At 62.8% G+C, this 16,588-nt stretch carries 22 protein-coding genes and 3 pseudogenes; 10 read left to right on the top strand and 15 right to left on the bottom strand.

Annotated elements, in window-relative coordinates; translation table 11 throughout:
- Positions 1 to 7 precede the first annotated feature (7 nt).
- Entirely contained in the window at positions 8 to 787 is a 780-nt protein-coding gene (locus ABEA06_RS09885) for an amidohydrolase family protein (RefSeq protein ID WP_345311386.1), read from the bottom strand.
- Positions 788 to 963: 176 nt separating this feature from the next.
- Between ABEA06_RS09885 and ABEA06_RS14585 the strand changes: the two are divergent.
- Together ABEA06_RS14585 and ABEA06_RS09875 are read left to right on the top strand one after the other, a co-directional pair.
- Positions 964 to 1,194, top strand: a pseudogene (locus tag ABEA06_RS14585) (NAD(+)--rifampin ADP-ribosyltransferase); the annotation flags it as partial.
- Positions 1,195 to 1,375: 181 nt separating this feature from the next.
- Positions 1,376 to 1,585, top strand: coding sequence for a dodecin (locus ABEA06_RS09875; RefSeq protein ID WP_303383846.1), 210 nt, complete (start codon positions 1,376 to 1,378; stop codon positions 1,583 to 1,585).
- Between the two features lie 99 nt (positions 1,586 to 1,684).
- Here ABEA06_RS09875 and ABEA06_RS09870 read toward each other — a convergent pair.
- A pseudogene (locus ABEA06_RS09870) lies at positions 1,685 to 1,939 on the bottom strand (Fpg/Nei family DNA glycosylase); the annotation flags it as partial.
- A 247-nt stretch (positions 1,940 to 2,186) separates the two neighbouring features.
- Positions 2,187 to 3,386: a winged helix-turn-helix domain-containing protein gene (locus ABEA06_RS09865; protein WP_345311384.1), complete on the bottom strand. Its 1,200-nt coding sequence runs from the start codon at positions 3,384 to 3,386 to the stop codon at positions 2,187 to 2,189.
- Positions 3,387 to 3,585: 199 nt separating this feature from the next.
- On the opposite strand from ABEA06_RS09865, the gene ABEA06_RS09860 reads away from it, so the two are divergent.
- Positions 3,586 to 3,825, top strand: a complete 240-nt coding sequence (locus ABEA06_RS09860; protein WP_345311383.1) for a PspC domain-containing protein — start codon at positions 3,586 to 3,588, stop codon at positions 3,823 to 3,825.
- Here the strand turns inward: ABEA06_RS09860 and ABEA06_RS09855 are convergent.
- Positions 3,737 to 4,444 carry a DUF429 domain-containing protein gene (locus tag ABEA06_RS09855; protein ID WP_345311421.1) on the bottom strand — a complete coding sequence of 236 codons (708 nt, stop codon included), beginning with the start codon at positions 4,442 to 4,444 and terminating at the stop codon, positions 3,737 to 3,739. The genes ABEA06_RS09860 and ABEA06_RS09855 overlap by 89 nt on opposite strands.
- Before the next feature lie 155 nt (positions 4,445 to 4,599).
- Here ABEA06_RS09855 and ABEA06_RS09850 point away from each other — a divergent pair, with 155 nt between their 5' ends.
- Positions 4,600 to 5,325, top strand: a complete 726-nt coding sequence (locus tag ABEA06_RS09850) for a phosphotransferase enzyme family protein (protein WP_345311382.1) — start codon at positions 4,600 to 4,602, stop codon at positions 5,323 to 5,325.
- Between the two features lie 10 nt (positions 5,326 to 5,335).
- Here ABEA06_RS09850 and ABEA06_RS09845 read toward each other — a convergent pair whose 3' ends face one another.
- Positions 5,336 to 5,668, bottom strand: a complete 333-nt coding sequence (locus ABEA06_RS09845) for a HepT-like ribonuclease domain-containing protein (protein WP_345311381.1) — start codon at positions 5,666 to 5,668, stop codon at positions 5,336 to 5,338.
- A 2-nt stretch (positions 5,669 to 5,670) separates the two neighbouring features.
- A complete protein-coding gene (locus ABEA06_RS09840) occupies positions 5,671 to 6,201 on the bottom strand; it encodes a helix-turn-helix domain-containing protein (RefSeq protein WP_345311380.1) in 531 nt (176 codons plus the stop codon).
- A 305-nt stretch (positions 6,202 to 6,506) separates the two neighbouring features.
- On the opposite strand from ABEA06_RS09840, the gene arfB reads away from it, so the two are divergent.
- Together arfB and ABEA06_RS09830 are read left to right on the top strand one after the other, a co-directional pair.
- Positions 6,507 to 6,950 (top strand): alternative ribosome rescue aminoacyl-tRNA hydrolase ArfB, encoded by a 444-nt coding sequence (arfB, locus tag ABEA06_RS09835; protein ID WP_345311379.1) that lies wholly within the window; start codon positions 6,507 to 6,509, stop codon positions 6,948 to 6,950.
- 65 nt (positions 6,951 to 7,015) lie between these two features.
- Positions 7,016 to 7,762 (top strand): ASCH domain-containing protein, encoded by a 747-nt coding sequence (locus ABEA06_RS09830; protein ID WP_345311378.1) that lies wholly within the window; start codon positions 7,016 to 7,018, stop codon positions 7,760 to 7,762.
- 528 nt (positions 7,763 to 8,290) lie between these two features.
- Here the strand turns inward: ABEA06_RS09830 and ABEA06_RS09825 are convergent.
- The 5 genes from ABEA06_RS09825 to ABEA06_RS09805 all read right to left on the bottom strand — a co-directional run bounded on the left by ABEA06_RS09825 (position 8,291) and on the right by ABEA06_RS09805 (position 10,106).
- The gene (locus ABEA06_RS09825; RefSeq protein ID WP_303382978.1) at positions 8,291 to 8,545 is read right to left on the bottom strand and encodes a Txe/YoeB family addiction module toxin; all 255 of its coding nucleotides are present in this window, start codon (positions 8,543 to 8,545) and stop codon (positions 8,291 to 8,293) included.
- A complete protein-coding gene (locus tag ABEA06_RS09820) occupies positions 8,546 to 8,806 on the bottom strand; it encodes a type II toxin-antitoxin system Phd/YefM family antitoxin (protein ID WP_303382979.1) in 261 nt (86 codons plus the stop codon). It lies immediately after the preceding gene.
- 61 nt (positions 8,807 to 8,867) lie between these two features.
- Positions 8,868 to 9,365, bottom strand: coding sequence for a GNAT family N-acetyltransferase (locus ABEA06_RS09815; protein WP_345311377.1), 498 nt, complete (start codon positions 9,363 to 9,365; stop codon positions 8,868 to 8,870).
- Between the two features lie 63 nt (positions 9,366 to 9,428).
- A complete protein-coding gene (locus tag ABEA06_RS09810; RefSeq protein WP_303382981.1) occupies positions 9,429 to 9,824 on the bottom strand; it encodes a type II toxin-antitoxin system VapC family toxin in 396 nt (131 codons plus the stop codon).
- 3 nt (positions 9,825 to 9,827) lie between these two features.
- Positions 9,828 to 10,106 (bottom strand): type II toxin-antitoxin system Phd/YefM family antitoxin, encoded by a 279-nt coding sequence (locus ABEA06_RS09805; RefSeq protein WP_303382982.1) that lies wholly within the window; start codon positions 10,104 to 10,106, stop codon positions 9,828 to 9,830.
- Between the two features lie 237 nt (positions 10,107 to 10,343).
- On the opposite strand from ABEA06_RS09805, the gene ABEA06_RS09800 reads away from it, so the two are divergent.
- Both ABEA06_RS09800 and ABEA06_RS09795 read left to right on the top strand, forming a co-directional pair.
- A complete protein-coding gene (locus ABEA06_RS09800; RefSeq protein WP_345311376.1) occupies positions 10,344 to 10,508 on the top strand; it encodes a hypothetical protein in 165 nt (54 codons plus the stop codon).
- The gene (locus ABEA06_RS09795) at positions 10,505 to 11,113 is read left to right on the top strand and encodes a hypothetical protein (protein ID WP_345311375.1); all 609 of its coding nucleotides are present in this window, start codon (positions 10,505 to 10,507) and stop codon (positions 11,111 to 11,113) included. The genes ABEA06_RS09800 and ABEA06_RS09795 overlap by 4 nt, the downstream gene beginning before the upstream one ends.
- A 207-nt stretch (positions 11,114 to 11,320) precedes the next feature.
- On the opposite strand, the gene ABEA06_RS09790 is transcribed toward ABEA06_RS09795, so the two are convergent.
- Positions 11,321 to 13,150, bottom strand: coding sequence for a DUF262 domain-containing protein (locus ABEA06_RS09790; protein ID WP_345311374.1), 1,830 nt, complete (start codon positions 13,148 to 13,150; stop codon positions 11,321 to 11,323).
- 173 nt (positions 13,151 to 13,323) lie between these two features.
- Positions 13,324 to 13,602 (bottom strand): hypothetical protein, encoded by a 279-nt coding sequence (locus tag ABEA06_RS09785; RefSeq protein WP_345311373.1) that lies wholly within the window; start codon positions 13,600 to 13,602, stop codon positions 13,324 to 13,326.
- Between ABEA06_RS09785 and ABEA06_RS09780 the strand changes: the two genes are divergently transcribed.
- Positions 13,601 to 14,002: a hypothetical protein gene (locus tag ABEA06_RS09780; protein ID WP_345311372.1), complete on the top strand. Its 402-nt coding sequence runs from the start codon at positions 13,601 to 13,603 to the stop codon at positions 14,000 to 14,002. The two genes, ABEA06_RS09785 and ABEA06_RS09780, sit on opposite strands and share 2 nt — an antisense overlap.
- A 91-nt stretch (positions 14,003 to 14,093) precedes the next feature.
- Here ABEA06_RS09780 and ABEA06_RS14580 read toward each other — a convergent pair.
- Positions 14,094 to 14,265: pseudogene (locus ABEA06_RS14580) on the bottom strand (helix-turn-helix transcriptional regulator); the annotation flags it as partial.
- Complete coding sequence (locus ABEA06_RS09775; protein WP_345311371.1) at positions 14,262 to 14,819, bottom strand: helix-turn-helix domain-containing protein; 558 nt, start codon at positions 14,817 to 14,819, stop codon at positions 14,262 to 14,264. The gene ABEA06_RS09775 and the pseudogene ABEA06_RS14580, both read right to left, overlap by 4 nt.
- Positions 14,820 to 14,904: 85 nt before the next feature.
- On the opposite strand from ABEA06_RS09775, the gene ABEA06_RS09770 reads away from it, so the two are divergent.
- Positions 14,905 to 16,572: a bifunctional NAD(P)/FAD-dependent oxidoreductase/class I SAM-dependent methyltransferase gene (locus ABEA06_RS09770; protein WP_345311370.1), complete on the top strand. Its 1,668-nt coding sequence runs from the start codon at positions 14,905 to 14,907 to the stop codon at positions 16,570 to 16,572.
- Positions 16,573 to 16,588: the final 16 nt, after the last annotated feature.

Raw genomic sequence — 16,588 nt, 5'->3', positions numbered from 1 at the left:
GGACCCACTATTGACGCGCCACGCTTAGGTAGAAGTCCGCGGCGTTGCCCCAGAACACGGCTGCCACCTGGTTCGGAGTGAAACCTTCGGTCTCGAGGGTCTGCTGGATCGTTTGGAAGTCCTCATCCCGGAAGGGACGCCCAGCCCGCGTGGAAGGGAGGTCCGTTCCAACCATGAGAGCCGTGGGATCCACGCTCATAATGGCGCGAATGGTGGTGGCCGGATCCATCTTTATTCGCCCGAAACCTGTCGCCTTGACCTTCACGCCCCGTTCGACCAGGCGCAGCAGATTCGGGAGCCCGTCCGCCGTCAGGCCCAGGTGGTCAATACTGACTGCTGGTAAGGCGGTGACGGTGCGCGCCAGGTCATCGTCGATTTTCTGCGCGTCGATGTAGAGCTCCGCGTGCCAGCCCGCCAAATCGTGAGCCCGTCGAGCCAGCCGGTCCAGTTCGCCGAGGGACGCCGAACCACCGCGGAACACGTTGAATCGAACCGCACGCACTCCGGCCTCGTGCAGCTCAAGAATCTTTTCGTCACTGGTGGCCCCAGGGATCTGCGTGACGCCGACAAAAGTGGGACCCAGCTGCTTGAGTGCCTCAATCAAGTAACCCTGATCGAAGGCCTGAAACGACCCTGACACCACCGCGCCCCCTGCAATGTGCAGTTCATCTGTCCGTTTCCGATAGTCGGCCACCGTGAACGGGTCCGGGAGGTACCCCTCGTTCTCCACGAGCGGGAATGCGGGGTCCACGAGGTGCATGTGAGCATCGAATACCGGCTGTTTCATGGAGCTTCCGCCTCATCTCGGTCAGTGGGTAACGCTCAAGATACGCCGTGGCAGCAGTAGCTCATTGACGTGAGGTGAGGTAAGTGCCCTCAGGAGGCCGCGGGTTCTACTGTGGTTCTGGGTGTCACTTAACTTTCCGGGCTGCTGTTGCTCGTCTCGCGATGAGAGGAAAACTCATGATTGCTCAACCGGCTCCATTCGTCGTGTTTCGGGAAGGAACTTACCTTCATGGGACCAAGGCCCAGCTCGCCCCGGGAGACTTATTGACTCCTGGATACTCCTCCAATTTTGAAGCCGGGCGGACTTCCCGTCACGTCTACATCACGGAAACGCTGGACGCGGCTGCGTGGGGAGCCGAGCTCTCCATGGGCAATGAGCCAGGGCGGATCTATGTCGTAGAACCAACCCCGCGCGACACCCGGTGTGGTGTGAGGGAAAAGCGTCTCGCACGCCATATTTCTGCGGCTTCCTCTCCTCAGACTCCGCCGCTGATTCTTCAATTGCCCAAGTCCGCCCGGTAGTGTGACATGCATTACATACGCGACAACTCGCCGGTCTGCGGCGGCGGCATCCACCTTTGGAGGAACCATGGCCAACAACGTGTACAACATCACCGAAATCGTCGGCACCTCGCCGGAAGGCAGTGACGCCGCCATCACAAACGCGCTGGCTGAGGCCGCCAAGTCACTGCGGAACCTGGATTGGTTTGAGGTTCAGTCCGTCCGCGGGCACATCAAGGACGGCAAAGTCGCAGATTGGCAGGTCACCATCAAGGTGGGTTTCCGTCACGAGAGTTGAGTTCACCGCACCCCTGCAGCCGGCCACGGCCCACACGCTGAGGCGGCCCACGTAGGACACTTCGGCCAGCGCGGTACGAGCGTCACCCAGTACCTCGTAGAGTGCTCCCACCTGGTTGGTATTCAACTTATTGGCGGCGACAAACGGAGAAAGTTTGGCGCGATGCAGGACTTCATCCGACCAGGCATTGCCGATCCCCGCCATGGTCGTCTGGTCCGTGAGGACGGTCTTCAACCGTGAGGACGTTGCGCTGAGCATCTCAGCGAAGTTGTCCAAGGACACGGCGTCGACTTCCGGGCCCAATCGCTGGACCCGTTCACAAGATTCCGGATCGTCGGTGATCCACAGGGCCATGCCCTTACGTTTGCCCTGCTCCGTGAAATCCAGGCGAGCGCCGTCGTCGAAATTCAACCTGATGGCCAACGGGCCGGTCCTGGCCGGGGATCTATCCCCGGCGTCGCTTGCCCCGAGTTTGAGCCAACCAGCCAGGGCGAGATGAACGACCGCGTAACGTCCGGAGGCAATGCCCCATCAGGCGTTCCCTGAGTTGATCGACGGCTGCATCCAGCTCGGGCAGTTCAGGCATGACTTCATTCTTCCCCTAGTGCGCGCCCGGCTGGTGATGCGCGACGTCGTGGAGCCCCAACCACCGCGCCACAGTTTGCAGGTGATGCTGGAGGGCGGAAAAGGCCTCGGGCGGGGCGTCGGGTTCCCAGGTACACCGCTTCACCAGAAGTCGTCCGGTCGCCCGGTCCGCTTTCAAATCCACCCGGGCTACCAACGTGTCCCCGAAGAGGAACGGCAACACGTAATAGCCATGGATGCGCTGGTGGGCCGGGGTATAGATCTCCAGGCGATAGCGCATGCCGAACAATGCTTCGGTGCGTTCCCGCTGCCAGATCAGTGAATCGAAGGGGCTGAGGAGGGCTTCTACGTGAGCCTTCCGGGGAATGCGAGCCGAGGTGTCCAGGTACACGCGATCCGACCAGCCGGGGACCGTCACGATCTCCAAGTCTCCGGAGGCCACCAAGGATGCCAGGGCGCGGTTGGTGTCGGCCGCCCCCAGCCGGAAGTAATCACGGAGGCACCGGGCCGTCCCGATGCCGTGGGCGCGTGCGGCGATGCGCACCAACTCGAGATGCGCGACCTCCGAATCCACTGGCTCCCGGGGCAGGTGGAGGCACTCCGGCAGAACATAGGTGCGTTCGAACTGTGCATTTCGTCCTGCACTTGTGATGTCGCCGGACCAGAATAGGTACTCGAGGGCGCTCTTGACGGCAGACCAGTTCCAGCCCCAGGCACCTTCGCGACGGGGAATGTCCACCGTCATGGCGGCGTCGCATTCTCGGGCGGTTATGGGGCCGCGTCTGCTGACTTCCACCAGAACCGCGTCCACCAGGTCCGGGTAATCCTCTTGGATGCGGCGCATGCCTCCCCAGGCTTCATGCTTGGCCCGTTCTCGCCGGAACTCCAGCAAGGGCCAGGTGCTTGGCGGGATCAAACTGGCCTCGTGAGCCCAGTACTCGATGAGCCGCCGCGGTTCGCGATCCCGGAATTGATCCAGCTTGGCTCTGTCATAGCTACCCAGGCGGGAAAAGAACGGCAGGTAGTGACTGCGAGACAGCACGTTGACCGAGTCGATCTGGACCACGCCCACTCGATTGATCACTCGCTGCAGATGACGGCTGGTGACCTTACCTGGCTCCGGCCGCGGGTCCAGAAACCCCTGTGCCGCCAGGGCAATGCGCCGGGCGGTCGGCAGACTGATGCTGCGCGGGGTGCGGACTTCGAGCGCAACCATTACCTGCTCGAAACGGTGTGGGCCAGATCGGGTTGATTCATGAGCTCTACGGTAGAGCGCGCTTCCGACATCAACGGCTCGCACGGGCCGATTTTGTGCCTTCAGTCCTTCGCCCGGTGAACAAAGTTCCAGGTGCACTCAGTAGATTCCAGGGTCGTCACCACCGTGGCAGCACGTGGGAATGCGTAGTGTTGACGGCATGAACTCATTTTTCGATTCCATGCGTAACCTCGGCTTTCGACGCGGCCCCCAACGACTTGTCGCTGGTATCGGTGGAGGCATCGCCCGCCAATTCGGCGTCAACGTGTGGGTGGTCCGGCTGCTGGTTCTGCTGTCGTTCTTGCTGCCCGTCATCGGGATCGCGGCGTACTTGCTGGCCTGGGCTGTTCTGCCCTGGCAGGACGGCAGCATTCCGTTGGAGAAGTCGCTGCGGAAGTAGGTCGCGCTGGGCTGGCCGGCTCACCACCCGGCAGCCAGATCCACCCCTCGCGTTTGGCGATGTTCGCAAGCTCGGTCGGTGGCGGTTCGCACCGGCCTCTCTCGACTTCTCGGGCTACAAAAGCTGCAATGACCGCGTCCAGGGCATTGTCATCAGCCGCGCACACATCGCGGTGCCCATTCCACTGCAACCAGGGAAGCCTTTCGGACAACAAGTCCACCAGCGCCGCACGCTGCGCGGAATTCTTTGCCCCCTTGTATCCGCGGTACGGCAAACCCCACAACTTCAACGCGGCCGCCGGGTAAACCTCGCACAGCACACCTGCGCCATCTCGAGCGGCCTCGGTACCCATGTCGCGAAGGCTGGCCTCGATCCCCGCCCACCGCAACGCGGGATAGGCAATCCGATCAGTGGAAACACTCAGCGGCGTCAGTCCCGTGCGTTGATGCACGGTCTTATCCGTGGCTCGAAGAGCAAGGTTCCGCCGCCATTCCGACCCCGCGCTGGTTGGGGCCTCAAGGGTCCCCCTTGCGTGCGCTTGAATCGTGTCCACAAATCCGGCAGGCCAGCCGAACGGAACGTCCACGCCGACGCGCGCAGCCACCTGGATAGCGTCAATGAGGTCCCCATCAGTCGCGCCTACCCGGACATGGTCTACGACGACGCTCCCCGCACCTTACCGAAGCACGGCAAGTCCCGTGCGCTTCACGTCGGCGGCCAGGTCGATTCCAACGAACGACATGGTGCCAAGGTAGCCGCCGCTAGGCTGCGCCTATGGACAGCGGGGCCGATTTAAGCGCTTGGAAGGGACTAATCGTAGAAGGTTCCTTAACAGGTGGGGCCCGCAACGAGGTCTACCGGGGCCGGTTCGATGACCAAGAGGTTGTGATTCGTAGATCCGACCGCAGTGATGACTCACTGCGCTGGGAATTGGACCTTCTTGATTATCTACTCACCCGCGAATGTCGCGTGCCCAGAACAATTCCTGCTGATGACGGCCGGCGTCATGTCAAGGGCTGGCACGTTCAGAATTTCGTCCATGGCCGCCATGCGGCCCGGGACGACGCCGCTGCCATCCGAGCAGAACTCGTTCGAGTCCATAAATGCACAACGGAGTGGCCCCAGCGGCCCAATACCGCGTCGGCAAAAACATTGCTTTCGATACCCGCTGGAGCGAATGACGTCGATCTTGAAGCTATGCCGAGTGCTCTTGCCGAGAAGGTGCGGCGGGCATGGCTGGCGGTTCAGCCCCGGGACAGGTGCGTGATTCACGGAGATCCGGGTGCAGCCAATGCCCTCATCACTGCTGAGGGTGAGTGCGTGCTGATCGATTGGGATGAGGCCCGTGTGGACGATCCACTCTTTGACCTGAAAGTCACCGAAGCTGAGGAACTAGCCGCGCTCGCGTGGGAAATCGCCGTCTGTTGGAAACCAGAACCTGCTTATGCCCGGGCGTTGGCGGAACAGTTACTCACCGGCGAGGGCGGACACATGACCTAAAGGTGCGAGGTCACTTCCCCACGATCGACTCGATATAGTCACGAATCGTTGGCAGGTCGAAGACCAGTGTGTCCCAGACAGCACCGTGATCGGTGCCCTCGTCATGATGTGCCAAGCGATCGCGCATACGCTTGATCAACGACCACGGCACGCCGGAGTGCTCCTGCGTCGTTTCGAGCGACAGACGCGCAACATTCTCTCCGATCTTGATAATGAGAGACTCCGCTGCCAGTCCAGGCACGTTGTCGGGATCCCCCTGAAACCAAGCCTGGCCACGCGATACAAGATTCTCACCCACACCGCACAGCCGGATAATTTCCCTCAGAGCCTGGGAATCACGCATATTCATATCGCGATAGCTGCGGACAGGATTTCGTGATCAGCCGACAGTCCACCGTCAGTCACAACGTCCACTTCGACACCGAGTAACTCACTGGCCTCGGCCGCGAAGGCAGCGATTGCCAGGAGCCCGACACCTGCCGAGCGGGAGACCAATATGTCCAGGTCGCTGTCGGGCCCATCCGTTCCTCGAGCGGCTGACCCAAAAACCCGAATGTTGCTCAGCCCATAGTTGCCAGCTAAATTGACGAGTTCATGCTTGTGGGCCGCAAGAGCATCATGTGGAAGTGACCTTGTGGCTGCACGGAGGCGCTGGAACATCTGAGTCGACGCCCTCCGCCGTCCTGATTCGTAAGCGGCAATGTTTGGCTGGGCGACCCCGGACCGTCTGGCGAGTTCGGCCTGGCTGAGGCCGGCGGCCTCACGTAGCTCGCGCACTTGATTCACCATGCCTTGATCATATCCCGTGATATAACCTCGACAATGGTCCACATCTTTAGGCGCTGCACCGGAGATCATTGAAAATGAGCCGATCATCAAGTCCCGAAAAATCCCAGTCAGCCATCTTGACTGGTTATTTCCCTTCGGATAATGCGTGACCCTTCCACCTCAGGTGGTCACTCACAAGGGACGATGTGGAGACCGGGACTCGGGCTTGAAATTTTCCGTGCTGCCAAGGATTTCGTTTTCTGCCCCTGAGTGGCGCTCAACAACAACTCGCCAAAGTGCCACCTATACTTTGTCAATGGGCAAATATCTCTCGATCTTCTGGATCCGGGGGCGCCTCTCCTCCAGAAGAAGCGAGTCATATCCGCCGGAACACCGATGCCCGGGCTCATGACATGGGCGGACTAAAGATTGAACCCGGCCCCGGGATCCCCAACGGATTAACCATCCCCGCTGCGGATCTCACGGAGCAATTCGCTCGCTCATCCGGCCCGGGAGGGCAGGGAGTCAACACGACCGATAGCAAGGTGCAGTTGTCCGTGGACCTCGCGCGTGTGAGCGTGTTCAGCGCCTCGCAGCAGCGACGGGTGATACAGAATCTCGCGCACCGGCTCTCCGGTACCGTCCTCACCGTCGAGGCGTCCGAGCAGCGTGCGCAGATCCGGAATCGAGCCCTCGCCCGGCAGCGGCTCGCCGAGATGCTGCGGGACGCATTGGCGACTCCTCCTCCCGCCCGCCGGGCCACCCGGCGCACCCGCGGATCCGAGCGCCGTCGGCTCGCGGGCAAACACCGACGTTCCGAGATCAAGGCGAACCGGCAGCGTCCGACGGGAGAATGACCAGCGCTGTTGCGCAGCACGCCGGGAATCTGCGAGGCCCAACACGCTATTGCTAGGTTGGATTCGTGCTTACCAACTCCCTCCGTGACCTGGTCAAGGCGGCTACCGCTCATGCCGTCAACGACAACGACAATAGCGACCACACGGTTGCAACCGCTCTCCTCACGCGCTCGGGGCGTACGGTTCTCGGGCTCAAGACCTCTCACGTCCTTGGCGGACAGTGTGGACAAAATTCCGCGCTCTCCCATCACGCGGCAGCTTGCCCTGACGACCCGATCAGCGCCATAACGACTGTCCACGGGGCCACCGGGCGGGTGATCTCCCCGTGCGGAAAATGCCGGCAAGAGCTACTCAACCTCGACCCAGCGATTCAGTGCGTCGTTCGAGACAGCAGTGGTCTCAAGGCCGTGCCGGTCTCCGAACTGTTGCCCTACGCCTATGACTGGAATGCGGTTGAGCAGCCGCAGAAGATTTATATGTGGGAGGGCTACGAGGCGAGCATCCGCGACGGTTCCAAACGCCAGACCATTCGCATTGATGACCCTTTTCACCCCGGGCCCGCCCAGATTGTTTTTGAGAAGGGCAACGGCGAAGTGGTCACGATCGATGCGACTGTCACCTCTGTCGTTGAGACCAGCTACCGCGAGCTCACCGTGGAGCAGGCTCGACGTGACGGCTTCGCGTCATTGGCGGAACTGCATCAGGCACTGAACACCCACTACCCCGACCTCGCTGAGGACGATATGACCGACGTCGTGAGCTTCGAAATCGGTTCGAACGTCGGGAACGGATCGGCCCGTAGCCGCCCGTAGATGTCCACGTCGATGCGCTCACCGTTGATGAGGAACTTCCCGCGTTCCGTCCCCTCCTTACGGAAACCCGCACATCGGGCGACGGCGCCGGATGTCGGGTTGTTGACGCGGTGCCCCAGCTCGAGGCGTCCATCGAGAGCGATCCCCCACGGTTCATGAGTCGAGTCATCGTCGAGGAGGCGACCGAGGTAGCGCTCGGCCTCAGCGCCGTCGGTCACCGTGCCCTGGCGGGCCATGTCCGGGTTCGAACGAAACGCGTCGAGTACGTCAGACGCATCCGCTCGGTGCGGCCGCCGAAGGATGGGCTGCGGTCCCCCACCTATTGGCGCGATTTCGTCGGCGTTAGTCAACAATTTCCACCCTCCCCCGGTTCGGCCACCGTCCATCCGAAGCAAACCGGCAACTGGTCCTTGGTCCTCCCAATGCGGGACGGTCTCATCACCCCCCCCACTGCTTACTGCCGAACGTCGACAATGCGAAACAGTAAACCTAAATCCCACCGCGTGCTCGAATATCGAGTGACCCGGCTCAGTAGTGGTAGCGGGCCTGCAGGATTACGAGGTCCTCGTTATCCAGGAGGTAGACCAATCTATGCTCGTCGGTGATGCGCCGCGACCACGAACCTTGCGCTCCATACTTCAATTGCTCGGGTTTTCCGATCCCGGAGAACGGTTCACGGAGGCAGGCGTCGATGAGCGCATTGACGCGCTTGAGGGTCTTTCGGTCGGCCGTCTGCCAGTGTTTATAGTCTTCCCAGGCGAGCTGGTCCCAGACCAGACGCACTCAGGCGTCCTCATCTGCTCGATCAAGGTCGTGGGCCTCGGTCTTTCCGGCCCGGGCGCGCTCGTAGGCATCGAGCAACCGGCGGGCGTTGGCCGGCGAACGGAATAGGTACGCGGTCTCCTGCCATGCGGCGTACTCGTCGGCGGGCATAAGGACGGCGTTGCCCTTGCGGGAGACGATCTCGACGGCATCGCGGTCCTCATTCACCCGCTCGATCAGCGGGAACAGGGTCTTACGCGCCTCGCTTGCACTGATGGACATGATAAACTCCCTTCACAGAGTCGAGTGGTACCAATTAATGGTACCACTCGGTGTTAGCGGCTCATCTGGTGGGCCGCACCCAAATTCGCGCCGTAGACGATACTGCTCCGGATTCGTACGGAATTGCTTCACCGGTGGCTGAGTAATCCATCTTGATCCAGAAGGGCTCCGCCACCGCGGCATTCGTATCCACGATCGACAACCGCAGCGTCTCGACCGTCCGCAGTTCGAGGAGCTCCTGCACTATGGCCTTGTGCAACGTACGCCCGAGGCCTTGCCCTTCTCGCGCGCCGTCCGTCATCAGCAGACCGATGTGCGCAGACGAGGGGTCGGGCCATCCGACGATCACGTCGGCGAACGCCACCAGGAGGTCACCCTCCCACACCCCGAGGCCCCATTTTTGATCGCGTTCGACACCGGGCGGCAGCGCAGCAAGCACTTCTCGCGCAGCATACGCGCCAACTGCGCCACCTTGTACGCGACGCGCATACCCGGGGTTCGACAGCATGAGACGCTGCAGTGCCGATACATCGGCCGGCCGGACCTTACGGACTTTCATGCGAACCGCAGTGGCGTGATCTTGTCAGTGGTAGTCAACGGTCTTCACCTTCTCCGAGCCCGATCAACCGGATTCCACGGGGTCCACCGCGGTGAGACCGAGATGCTCGGCCACCGCCTTCATATTCGCGTCATGACTGGCAACCGTGACCGATTCCCCGATCAACAAGGCTGTGGCGAGATGCAAGGCATCGAGCGCCTTGACGTGCCGCTCGATCGACTCCGCGACCGCGTACGTCTCACGAGAGATGTCGAACAGCCCCACGCGACTCAGCAGCGGTTCCGCCTCCGATAGAGGCCTTTCGTCGCGCCGCAGCACGCGAGCTACCTCAGTCCGCAACAACCTCGACGACACAAAGTTCGTATGGGGCGAATCCAGCCATTTCTGCAGCCGCACGCGTTCGGGAACATCGAGGATCGTACGCAGCGCCACCGAGGAATCCAGATAAACGATGCTCATGGTTCAGTGGTCACCCTTCATCTCGTCGAGCAACGCGTCGACATCCTCGGACTCGTAATGCGGCCCGCCGACGGCCTCGGGCCACGGCACGCGCCTTGAGGCCGGGGGCGTGTAGCGTCCCTGCCGCGCGGCTCGGGCGAGCGCGTCGTCCTGGCCACGGTAGGAACTCACCCGCCAGCGGGGCTCTCCTCGCTCGGTCACGATCACCTCACCAAGCTCGGCAGCCTGCGCGAGCACATCTGATGTCCGCTGGTTGAGATCCCGCTTCGTCACTGTTGACATGAATCCATTGTAATACCCGTGTCAGACATACTCATCCCGGCATCGATGTGGTCTTTCACGGGTAGAGCGGAGCGCCACCGTGTTCCGGCGCGGCGTAGTCATGGCACCAACGCTGCACATCTCCCCCGGGCGGGTTCGCCGACGCCCGCAACGGTGGTCAGCGCGGACCACGATCGGTAGCGTGGCGTGTGCTGGCGAGGTGTCGGCCCGCAATGTGCCGACGATCAGGAGCCGAGGATGCACGAGCCTTTTGAGAAGCCGACCGAGGCGGGTCCCGGCGCGCCGTGCAGCGGAAGGGCCGACGTCGATCCGGTCCGCGGCGCGATGAACGGCCGCCGGAAACTCGGCCGGGTCCATGGTGACCGGCCTATCTCGCCGACGGACGAGCGGCTCGACGGATGATCGGGGAGGTCGGACGAGCGGCCGCCCGCGCCGTCGGCGTCGCCCTGGTCCTCACCGTCGCGGTGACGGCGTTATTCCTGCTGTTGAACACGGGGCTCGTGCTCGATAGCCAACAGCGCCGGATGGACCGCGACGGCGCCCCGGCGGGCGGGTTCATCGCGATCGGGATCGCCACCATCGCGGTGGCCGTCGCACAAATCGGGACGAAGCGGGCCACCCGGACCGGTGCGATAACCGGCGCGCTGCTGACCGGCCCGCTCACCGGGATCGGCATCGCGCTCGCCGTTCTGCCGTGGCGCCTGGTCGGCCCGGCGTCCGCGGACGGTTCGGGCCTGTGGAACGACTACCTGCACGACCCCCTCGGCGTAGTCCTGCTGGCGGTGGTTGTATGGTCGGCGACCAACATCGGGATGGCACTGGGTTTCGCCATCGGTTCCGGGAGCTTCGCCCTCTCGACCACGGCGGGGCTCGCGCTGGCCCCCGCCCTGCTTGTGGCGGGATTCGGGTTTTGGCTGCTGCATCGCACTGAACCGACCGAGCTGCTCCTTCTGCTTGGCCTCGCGAGCTTGCCGCTGACCATGGCCATTGCGGCCGGTGCGGTGTAGTTACGGGATGCGGCGGCCCCGTCGCGGGCGGGACGTACTCGTGCCGGGGTCAACCGCCATAAGGAGTGCGGGTCACCGAGCAGGTAGTGGCGGACGCAACGGCAACGGAATCTTGGTGTGGTGCGTTTTGCCTTGTGCAGCGCCTGGCTGGTCAAACTCACTCCTAGTTCGAGCAAGTGTAGGTGAACAGGTTCTGCTCCTTAGAAATCAGGTCGACAATCTAAATTCCAACCTATTGTTGTCAGAGTTACGTTCTAGAACGGCCAGCGGGAAGCGGCCTATTACCCTTGTCGTCAGGTGTTCCGTGCGATTCTGGATATCGTCAGGAGTCCAAGACTCCTTCACGGCCAGATCAGCATTCAGTGACAGTCCGTTGCGGTAGCCGATATGCCTGCCCCTGGGGTCCTGGCGGTCACGTTTTTCAGTGAACGATTTATTGCCGAGATTGCTGTTATATGCAGTTATCGTCAGATTGCCAAGCCTGTGCTTGTGCTCCTCTTGAATCTGGGCGGCGATCTCCTCGCCCCCGAGCATTTCCTTCCACGCGGCTGGCAGATTCTCACCTTGCGGGAGGATGTGCTCAATTGTCCAGACGAAGCGGCCTTTCTCCTGCCGCCACAAGTCGACTCGAGTCTCCCTAGTCATGGCGTCCTCAGCTAACGTCGCAAGGACAAACCGGGCAACGTCGGTGTTTTCCTCGTATATGCGTCCGAGGAGGCGGGCGCGAAACTCAGCGTCGGATGCTGAGGCCGTGGTCAGTTTCTCGCCAATGACCTCGAGCACCTCGTCACCACGAGTATTAGCCACCGCATCGATGGTCGTCATGAACAGCTTCGCAAGGGCATAGGTCTGGGGGTAACCCGTTAGATTGCGACGGACGAAGAAGCTCGTGAGGCTGTCAACGACAGTCTCGATGTGCGCGTCGGTCAGTTTTAGTTCGGACTGCTTCGACATCAGCCACATGAGGAGCACGTAGGACGGCGCTCCCTGAGCGCGCATAAGACGTTGGAACGATCGGTCGAGCGATGTTGGTTGATCAAGCTCGACCACGCAGTTGATACGCCCGTAGACTTTGCTTGCCGCCACCAGCATGCCCACAAGACGCTCGAGGTCCCGCCCCAGGAGCGTCTCGTAGACCCTGATCAAGTTGGATTTCGTCGCGACCGAGGCGCTAGCGACGTCGGGCAGTTCAGACTTGAACGCGTTGTAGTAGTGGCGTAAGAACCGTTCTTGGGTGGAGTAGCTGTCACCGAGATTCGTCAGCATGTCGTTCCAATGCCTGAACGCCTCGTCGACTTCCATGATTTGTTTCTTCTCCGACTCGGCGAGAAGGTGGTTCTTGATCAGGTCTACTGGCGAGAGTGGCATGCCGCGGTTATTGAGGGACTCAAACAGTACGAACGCATCAGCATGACTGGCGACCTCAATCTTCACGATGACGGCCTGCAAGGTCGCCTCGTGCACTCGTAGCGCCGCCTCCGGCTCGGAAATCCCCTCGTTCTCGGCGAGCATCTGGATCGCGGACCGGAAGTAGTGGAAGCACTTAGAAATCCTGCGGCTGGGGAAATATGGTTTCCATTCGCCCTCCACTGGCAGGCCAGCCTGCTCAAGAACTTGGCGGAAGTCAGACAGGTTGTGCCCCTGCTTCTGCGGCGTCACTCGCGGCTGTTGATCGGACTTCCGTACCAGCTGCCGGCCAAGGTTGGTGACGTCCGTTTGAGTGTCGTCGTCGAGGTTATCGATGTGCTCCCTGAGCACCGAGTACACGGCAGCTAGCAACAAGGTCAGAGTCGTCAGGCGCTGCTGCCCGTCGATGACGTGCAGGACGTTACCTTTGAGTGTGTCTGTGGTTTGGTCAAGCGTGATAATGGTACCCAGAAAGTGCGCGCCGTCGGCCTCAATGAGATCTTCGAACAGATCTTCCCAATGGGCCTTATACCAGGAGTATTCGCGCTGGTAGGGCGGGATCCGGTATGACACGTTGCCTTCATGACTGAAAAGCGTGTGCACCGGGTACTGATTCGCTGATTTGATCATTGATGGCCTTTCAACTCACGCGCCGCAGTCTGGCTGGCTTCACTGTCGCTGAGGTCACTCACTGCGGCGTTCAAGTTGCGTGATCCTCGAACTTTTTCCCGGAGGTAAGGCACTACACGTTGAACCGGAACTCCACTACGTTCCCACACCTGGGGCTTTCAGCTCAATGGCTATTAAGTTCTTGCACGTGGGTCGATGCTGCCGGGCGGCCAGGATGGTGCTACGGCGTTCGGCAAGACGAGCAGGCGCTGGCCCAGCGGGTCCTCTTTAGGCCTCTTGCCCCGTTCGATCGACTGTTTACCGGCGTCAAGCCGGGGCCGGCCCCATGCACCAACCAGCATCACCATGAGCTCGCAACTGACCGCGAGATCATGCGACGCGCAAATCGGCTTAATGATGCCCGTGCTGGATTCCGGTTCGACACCGACGCGGCCGTGGTAAGTACTGGGCATGACTAGGACGCTGGGATTCTTCGATCTGGCACTCGCGCTCAAGCTTCTGGCCCTATGGTCCCGCCGGGGCGGGTCGTCCGCCGTACGGTGGTGGGTCCGGCCCGGCAGGATCGACGAACTCGGCCAACCGTACTGGCACAACGAGATCGTCGCTCTCTTGTTAGTGCCGTATTTTGCGCAATTGGCACTCGTCGCTGGGCCCCTCGCCCTCCCGGGAATTCACAGTGCTATGACAGCCACCGGAGTGATTGCCGAGGTGGTAGTGGGCCTTGCCGTCACCGTGCCCTTCGGATACAGAACGGCGCTCCCCGTCCACATCTACCCGCAATGGCTCAAGGCCGAGCGCGCCCGCGCTCTTGAATGGATACGTGCCGCCTGGCAGGCGCGGCCAAATCGTTGAGTCAGCGCTCGACGAGGTCCGAGCCCGCCGCGGCAACGAGGAATGTTGTGTGCGCACCCATCGACTGGTCCTACGAGCGTGCAGGGCTCTACTCCCCGGACGTGCCGAAGTAGTTCGCCAAGCGGATCGCCGTGTCCGCGGTGATCCCCCACTTTCCATGCACGGTCTCGTTGATCCGATGTGGTCACCTTGTTCTGCGTGATCCCGTAGTCCTCGATGAAATCCTCCCTCAGGATCTCCCCGCGGGCCCGGTGGCCTCTCAGTCCTCGCCGTCTTGTCGATGCACGGTGTGCCCCTCCTGATCGAAGATCATGATCACTTCGGCGGGTCCCCCTTCGGCCACGAAGGCATGCGGAGTCATCGTGGCGAATTCGGCGGCCTCTCCCGCCTCAACAATGACCGCGCGCTCCCCCAGCAGCAGGCGGACCCTTCCCTCCATCACGAAGAACCAATCGTGACCGGGATGCACCCGCTGCTTCGGAACCTCGGAAACGACCTCGAGCCGGACCTTGAGGGCCTTCATGGTGCCGGTCGCTTTGGAAAGCATCCAGGTGGTGCGCGAGCCCTCCCGACTCGGCTCGGGACGGATGACGACGTCGTCGTCGGCGTCGTCCTCGAGCAGGGTCTCGACGTCGGTGCGCAGGGCGCGCGCCAGCGGAAGGAGGACGTCCAGGCTGATCGCGCGCTTACCGGTCTCGATGCGACTGATCGTCGAGGGGCTGAGGTGGGAGCGCTCGGCCAGGTCGTCGAGGGAGAGGGACTGGGCGTGGCGCAGGCTGCGCAGCCGGGTGCGCACGAGCGCTTCGATTTCGGACATGAGGTGTCTCCTATTCATTCGAGGAGGATTTTGCGAATTCTGCAAGGTATTATGCAGTATACGCGACTCTCGTTATTCTCGACCCATGACCTACAGCGAGCAGCACCCCGAAGACCAGCCCAGCGCCGACCGGGCCCACGACCACGGCGGTGCCTCGAGCGCCGAGCCGCACCCCGCCCTTCCCGCCATCACGCGCCACGCCGATGTCGCGATCATCGGCGGCTCCGCCGCCGGTCTGGCTGCGGCACTGCAGCTCTCCCGGCAGCGGCGCTCGGTGATCGTGGTCGACTCCGGGGAGCCGCGCAATGCGCCGGCCGCCGCGATGCACAGCTACCTCGGCCACGAAGGGCGCGCCCCCGCCGATTTCCTGCGGATCGCCCGCGCCGAGGTGCGCTCCTACGGCGCGGAGGTCCTCACCGGACGAGCCGTCGACGTCGCCCGCCAGGGCGAGGGCTTCCGCGTCGAGCTGACCGGTGGTCCCGTGCTCCGCGCCCGGCGCGTGGTCGCGGCAACCGGCCTGACCGACGAGCTTCCCAAGATCCCCGGCCTCGCCGAGCACTGGGGCACCTCGGTCATCCACTGCCCTTTCTGTCACGGCTATGAATCGCGGGACCGACGCATCGTCGCCCTGGTGAGCACGCCCGCCGGTCTGCACGCCCTGCCTCTGCTGCGCCAGCTCACCGAGCAGTTCACCGTTGTGATTCACGAGGGCCTCCCCACCGAGGATCCGCAGCTGGCGACCCTCAGGTCCGCGGGGGTGCCGGTGATCTCCACCCCCGTCCAACGGATCCTCGAGGACGACTCGGGGCGTCTACGGGCCCTGCAGTTGGCCGACGGCACCGAAGTCCCAGCCGACACCGTTCTCGTCAGCACCCGCCTGAACGCCCGGGTGGCACCCTTCGCCGGCCTCGGCCTGACTGCAAGCGAGCACCCCAGCGGCGTCGCGAGCTACGTCGAGGCGGATCCGCTCACCGGGGCGACGGCGGTGCCGGGCCTCTACGCGGCCGGCACCCTCGCCGAGCCCACGCTGCAAGTGCTGCCCACCGCGGCCGCCGGTGCGAGGGTCGGGGCAATGGTCAGCTTCGACCTGGCCCAGGAGGACCTCGCTGCGGCGGCTCGCCCGGTCGCCCACGCCGCCGACTGGGACGGGCGCTACAGCGGCGAATTGCAGTGGAGCGGCAACCCCAACGGCTCCCTCGTCGCCGAGGTCGAAGGTCTGGTTCCGGGCACCGCCCTGGACATCGGGGCCGGCGAGGGCGGGGACGCTCTCTGGCTCGCTGAGCGGGGCTGGCGGGTCACCGCCAGCGACATCTCCGCGCTGGCCCTTGATCGTGTTCGCACGGAGGCGCAGCGGCGCTCGGTGCCGGTGGAGACCCTGCAGGCCGACGCCAACGCGACCAACCCCTTCGCCGGAACCCGGTACGACATGGTCACCGCCGCGTACGCCTCAATCCCACGGACCCCGGATGCGCGCGGCGTGACGAACTTCCTCGACGCGGTGGCGCCCGGCGGGCGGCTGCTGATCATCAACCACGACGTGAGCGACATCCGGGAGGCCCTGTCCCACGCGGGTTCGGAGTCCACCCGAGCCTTCGATCACGAGGCCTTCGTCCGCACCGATGACTTCCTGGAGGCACTGTCCGCCTCTCCGGAGTGGGAGATCGAGGTCGACGAGCGCAGGGAACGCCCTGCCGGAGCGGCCTCGGCCCATCACGTCCACGACGTCGTCCTGCGCGCCCGCCGGGTGGGCTGAGGTTCAGGCGTTCGTC

The sequence above is a fragment of the Kocuria gwangalliensis genome (assembly GCF_039544365.1).
GTDB lineage: Bacteria > Actinomycetota > Actinomycetes > Actinomycetales > Micrococcaceae > Kocuria > Kocuria gwangalliensis.
The sequence above is the reverse complement of the archived record's forward strand: the minus strand, read 5'-3'. Positions and strand labels throughout refer to the sequence as shown.